A 1805-nucleotide genomic window follows, 5' to 3' on the forward strand; every position below is an offset into this window, starting at 1 on the left:
GCGACGCCGGGGTCCGGGGCGCGCGCCCAACCCGTCGCGGGCCGGGTTGTCCGCGCCTATGGGGAAGCGGCGGAGGCCGGGCCGGCGCGGGGCCAGACCATCGCGGCGCCGGCCGGCGCGCGGGTGGTCAGCCCCTGCCCCGGCCGGGCCGTCTTCAGCGGTCCTTTCCGAAGTTATGGCCTGCTGTTGATTGTGGAATGCGCGGACGGCCACCATGTCGTGCTGGCGGGGCTCGGCAGGCTCGACACGGCGGCCGGCGCCCGGCTGCTCGCCGGGGAACCGGTGGGCGTCATGGCGGAAGGGGAGAGCGGCCGCGCGCGGCTCTATCTGGAGTTGCGGCGGGACGGCCAGCCGCTTGACCCAAGGCCCTGGCTGGCCGGAACCCGGTCGGGCGCCGGGTAACCGCGAGTTTCGGCGCGGTTTCGGGGGTGCACCTCGGGCCGCGTTGCGCTGTAGGATGTGACTTCGCGCCAGGGGCGAGCGCCCCGAGCGGACCGAGACGCAACGAACGGCGCCAGGAATGGCGCAACGAATGGAAGGAAGTGGAATGCGGCGCAGGAGCGGGACGTTCGCGGCCGTGGGCGCGGCCTTCGCGGCAGGTGTCGTGGTCGGCCCGATGGTCGCCGCCTGGGCGCAGGAGGGCGGGCGGGCGGAGACATACCGGCTGCTGAACCTGTTCGGCGACGTGTTCGAACGCATCCGCGCCGAATATGTCGAGCCGGTCAATGACCGCGACGCGATCGAGAACGCGATCCAGGGCATGCTGACCGGGCTCGACCCACATTCTTCCTACATGAACCCGCGCATGTACCGCGACATGCAGGTGCAGACGCGCGGCGAGTTCGGCGGCCTCGGCATCGAGGTCACGCAGGAAGGCGGCTACATCAAGGTGATCAGCCCGATCGACGAGACGCCCGCCGCGCGCGCCGGCGTCCGCCCGGGCGACCTGATCACGCATCTCAACGGCAATTCCGTGCAGGGGCTGAGCCTGCAGGAAGCGGTCGAGCAGATGCGCGGCGAGCGCGGCACCGCGATCCGCATCACCATCCGCCGCGAAGGCGCGGAACGGCCGATCGAACTCTCCATCACCCGCGACGTGATCCGCCCGCAGGTGGTGCGATTCCGCGTCGAGGGCGGCGACATCGGCTATATCCGCCTGACCTCCTTCAACGAGCAGACGGAAGCTGGGCTGCGCCGCGCCATGCAGCAGATCCGTAGCCAGGCGGGCAACAACCTGCGCGGCCTCGTGCTCGACCTGCGCAACAACCCGGGCGGGCTGCTCGACCAGGCGGTGCAGATCTCCGACGACTTCCTCGACCAGGGGGAGATCGTCAGCACCCGCGCACGCCGGCAGGAAGACGCGCAGCGCTGGAACGCGCGTGGCGGCGACATCGCCCAGGGGCTGCCGATGGTCGTGCTGATCAACGCGGGCTCGGCCTCGGCCAGCGAGATCGTCGCCGGCGCGCTGCAGGACCACCGCCGCGCCATCGTCATGGGGGTGAAATCCTTCGGCAAGGGCAGCGTGCAGACCGTCATGCCCATCCCGGGCAACGGCGCCATCCGGCTGACCACGGCGCGCTACTACACCCCGTCCGGCCGATCGATCCAGGCGACGGGCATCGAGCCCGACATCGAGGTGCTGGCGACGCGGGAGGACCCGCAGGCCGCCACCGCCGCGCGCCGGGAACGCGAGGCCGACCTGCGCCGCGCCCTGCGCAACGAGGGCACCGGCCAGCAGCAGCAGCAGCCCCAGGCCGCGGCGCCGCCGAGATCGGAAGAGCACGCGCCCGAGCTCCAGTCACACT

Annotated in this window: 2 protein-coding genes; both read left to right on the plus strand. The window is 71.9% G+C overall.

The window, feature by feature from the left end; genetic code table 11:
* Positions 1–402: murein hydrolase activator EnvC family protein (locus HW577_RS24480; RefSeq protein ID WP_198378703.1), on the plus strand; the 402-nt coding region annotated here is incomplete at its 5' end.
* 145 nt (positions 403–547) lie between these two features.
* Positions 548–1805 (plus strand): S41 family peptidase (locus HW577_RS24485; RefSeq protein ID WP_232475221.1); only part of this gene is annotated, 1258 nt, incomplete at its 3' end.

The organism is Neoroseomonas rubea, assembly GCF_016106015.1.
Lineage (GTDB): Bacteria > Pseudomonadota > Alphaproteobacteria > Acetobacterales > Acetobacteraceae > Neoroseomonas > Neoroseomonas rubea.